Here is a 4,024-nt window from a genome sequence, read left to right as displayed (position 1 = left end):
CCCCCGTCATCGCCCTGGACGCCCGCCGACGCGACAGCGCCAAAAGCGCCCTCATCACCCTCGTCGAACACGCCCTCCTCGCCCGACTCCGCTGAACGGATGCCCGCCCACCTGCCCTTCCTGGCAGCGGGCGGGCACGTCCGCGTTCCGGGCGTGAGGGATGGATAACAGTTCGGTAGGCATTTGGTGATCGACAGTGACGTGTAGTAGCCGGTCAGCGTCACTCAGCGCCAGCATCCCTCCGTTTCATACCGAGATGTCGACAAATGTCCGTTATCGACGGCGTTTCGAGGTCACCGGGAGCTGTTTGTCGCGGCTCCCCGCACGTGCTGAAATTCCAGCTACCCCGAAGACGGTTTACGGCAGTTCACCCAGCCAGCGGGCTGCTGCCAGGGGTAGCGCTGGATTGATCCATGGCCGCCAGTCGGCCGAGAGGTTGTTGTCGAGTGAGGCGTAAGCAGCCAGTCACCCCGCAGCGGCGCTCCGAGCCCCGCCAGAGCGAGCCGAACGGCAGCGGCACGGACCCCGCAGGGTTCTCCGCGTTCACCCCGACCGAGGAGCGGCCCCCGGGCAGCCCCGGCGGGCCGTCCGCAGTCACCGCGCCGGGTACCTCCGAGCGCGCGCCGGGCGGAAAGCCGGAGCCCGAGAGCGTCAGGACCTCCAGCGGGAGGTACGAGTTCCTCGCCCCCCGCAACTGGCGGGTGCCCACCCGCCTGGTGGCGATCCTGATGATCCCGGTCCTCATCGGCCTGATCTTCGGCGGCCTGCGCATCAACACCTCCTGGGACGGCTACAACAAGGCCGACCGCGCGGAGAAGACCGCCGAGCTGGCCCGTGCGGCCACCGTGCTCGCGGACGCCCTGGAGAACGAGCGCGACCTCACCCTGACGCCGATCATGGTCGGCCAGGACCCGAACGGGATCGTCCCCGCCCAGCGTCTCAAGACCGACGAGGCCCTCAAGGCCTACCAGTCCTCGTTCGCGGTGGTCTCCGACGACGCCGGCCTGCAGCGCCGCAACGCCGCCTTCCAGTCCGTGGTCGTCTCACTGCCGCACCTGCGCGACAACGCCTACAAGCCGGAGCTGTTCGCGACCGCGACCTCCGCCGCGTACTCGGCGATGATCGCGCCGCTGATGGCCTACGACAACTCCGTCGGCCTCGGCAGCTCCAACATCACCAGCAAGGGCCGGGCGATCTACGCCATCTCGCTGGGCAAGGCCTCCGCCTCCACCCAGCGCGCGCTGATGATGCACCTGCTGGTCGGCATCACGTCCAACTCCACCACCCGCTACGAGAACGCCGAGCTGATCCAGCAGCTCCTGGTCTCGGCGAAGCTGGAGCAGGTCTCGGTCGCCGAGTTCAACATGGGCAGCGCCCCCGAGGACGCCAAGGTCTACAACGACGCGCTGGTCGCCCAGGCGAACGCCGAGCAGCGGGCCGCCCTGCGGATGCCCGACGGCTCCGCGCCGACCGTGCAGGGCCTGCTCGCCATCGGCACCGCGTACAGCCAGAACGCCACCCAGGGCCTGGCCAAGGGGCAGGCGGCGGCCGACGCCGCGATCAACGAGGCCGTCGCCGCGGGTCTGACCCCGCAGAACTGGAAGCAGGCGACCACCACCCACCTCGCCAGCCTCGGCGCCACCGAGACCAAGCTGCTGGACCAGGTCGTCGCCGACGCCTCCGCGCTCAAGTCGCGGGCCAAGACCGACGCCCTGCTCAACCTCCTCATCGTGGTCGCCTCGCTCACGATCGCCGGTCTGCTGACCGGCTCGATCGCCCGCTCGATGATCCTCGGTATGCGCACGCTGAACAGCGCCGCGCTGGAGATCGCCAACCACCGCCTGCCGGACCTGGTCGAGCGGCTCTCCAAGACCGACCCGGACCGCGTGGACACCTCGGTGTCCCCGATCCCGCTGCACGGCAAGGACGAGATCGGCGAGGTCGCCCGCGCCTTCGACCAGGTGCACCGGCAGGCGGTCTCGCTGGCCGCCGAGCAGGCACTGCTGCGAGGGAACGTCAACGCGATCTTCACCAACCTGTCGCGCCGCAGCCAGGGCCTCATCCAGCGCCAGCTGGCACTGATCACCGAGCTGGAGAACAACGAGGCCGACCCGGACCAGCTGGAGAGCCTCTTCAAGCTGGACCACCTCGCGACCCGTATGCGCCGCAACGGCGAGAACCTGCTCGTCCTCGCGGGCGAGGAGGCCGGCCGCCGCTGGAACACCCCGGTGCCGCTGGTCGACGTGCTGCGCGCCGCCTCCTCCGAGGTGGAGCAGTACGAGCGCGTCGAGCTGGCCGGCATCCCCGAGGCCGAGGTCATCGGCGCCGCCGTGACCGACCTCGTCCACCTGCTCGCCGAGCTGCTGGAGAACGCCACCTCGTTCTCCAGCCCGCAGACCCGGGTGCTGGTCAACGCCACCCGCCTGCCGGACGGCCGGGTGCTGGTCGAGATCCACGACAAGGGCATCGGCCTCACCGCCGAGGACTTCGCCGAGATCAACGAGAAGCTGGCCGAGCCGCCCACCGTCGACGCCACGATCTCCCGCCGGATGGGCCTGTTCGTGGTCGGCCGGCTGTCCCAGCGCCACGACATCCGGGTCCAGCTGCGGCCCTCCGGCGAGTCGGCCGGCACCACCTCGCTGGTGATGCTGCCGCAGCACCTGACCGAGATGAACGCACCGGTGGAGCCCGAGGAGCAGTTCACCGTCTCCCGGATCTTCGCCGAGCAGGAGCCCGGCCAGGAGGCCTGGGCCCTCGAGGACCAGGGCCGCAGCGCCGCCGAACTCGGTTTCGACGACCACCTGACCGGCAACACCGGCGCCAGCGGCTTCAGCCCCGCGTTGGAGGCCGTGCAGCGCTCGCAGCGGCTCGACCAGCGCCGCCGCGCGGCCCTGGAGGCCGGCCCCTCCGCCGCCGAGCCGGCGGACGCCGGGGTCGAGGAGACCCCCTACGGGGCGGACTCCGAGGAGTACGGCCGCCAGGACCAGCAGCAGCAGGAGTACGCCGCCCCGTACGCCCAGGAGCCCTTCCCGGGCGCCCAGGGCTACGACCAGGACCCGTACGGCCGCCCGCTCCAGGGCGCCGGCCAGTACGGCACCCAGGAGTACGACGGCGCGGGCTACGGCGACGGCCAGTACGACGGCTACCAGGACGGCCAGTACGGGCAGCAGCAGTACGCCCAGGCCGGCTACGACGGCGGCTACGCGGACGGGCAGTACGACCAGCAGCAGTACGGCGCGCAGGACGACCAGTACGGGCAGCAGCAGTACGACGGCTACCAGGGCGACTCCTACCTCGACAACGGCCGCCAGGCCCCCGAGGAGGCCCCCGCGGGCCACCCGTACACCCCCGAGCCCGCCGCACTGCCGCCGACCCCGGCGCAGACGCTCGCCTCCGGGCTGCCGCAGCGGCGTCCGGGACAGCAGCTGGCCGGCGGCGGCGCCCCCGCCGCGGGCGCCGGCCCGGCCCGTGACCTGGACTCGGGCGAGAAGCCCAACTGGTTCACCGGCGCCAAGGAGACGGCCGCCGTCCCCGAGCCGCGGGGCCACGAGGTGTCGGCACTCGGCGGGTACGGTCCGACCGGCCCCACCGGCCAGCCCTCCGCCGCCTGGCAGTCCGCCAACGACGGCGACTGGCAGCGGGCCGAGCAGCTGCGCGAGCCAGCCGCAGGCGGTGTGACGCCCTCCGGGTTGCCCCGCCGCGTCCCGAAGCAGAACCTGGTGTCGGGCAATGCCAAGCCGACCCCCCAGGACGGACCGCAGGTCTCGCGCACTCCCGAGGAGGTCCGCGGCCGGCTCACCAACCTGCGCCGCGGCGTCGAGCAGGGCCGCAACGCGACGACCGGCAGCTTCCGGATCGACCCCGACCAGACCGACCTGTCCGGCAACGGACAGCAGAACCGCAGCACCGATCTCTTCGGCGGCTCGAATCACCAGGAGCGTTGAGTTGAGTCAGATGAGCCAGGCCGCACAGAACCTGAACTGGCTGATCACCAATTTCGTGGACAACACCCCCGGGGTGTCCC

The 4,024-nt window shown here is 71.4% G+C and carries 1 protein-coding gene and 2 pseudogenes; all 3 read left to right on the top strand.

The features are described from left to right. Window positions 1–95 (top strand): annotated as a pseudogene (locus ACFUK0_RS39670) (ATP-binding protein); the annotation flags it as partial. Between the two features lie 351 nt (window positions 96–446). Beyond that, window positions 447–3,944: a nitrate- and nitrite sensing domain-containing protein gene (locus tag ACFUK0_RS39665; RefSeq protein WP_380258863.1), complete on the top strand. Its 3,498-nt coding sequence runs from the start codon at window positions 447–449 to the stop codon at window positions 3,942–3,944. A 10-nt stretch (window positions 3,945–3,954) separates the two neighbouring features. After that, window positions 3,955–4,024: pseudogene (locus ACFUK0_RS39660) on the top strand (roadblock/LC7 domain-containing protein); the annotation flags it as partial.

The organism is Kitasatospora sp. NPDC057223 (genome assembly GCF_042669755.1).
Classification (GTDB): domain Bacteria; phylum Actinomycetota; class Actinomycetes; order Streptomycetales; family Streptomycetaceae; genus Kitasatospora.
This window is presented reverse-complemented; position numbering and strand designations above follow the sequence as displayed.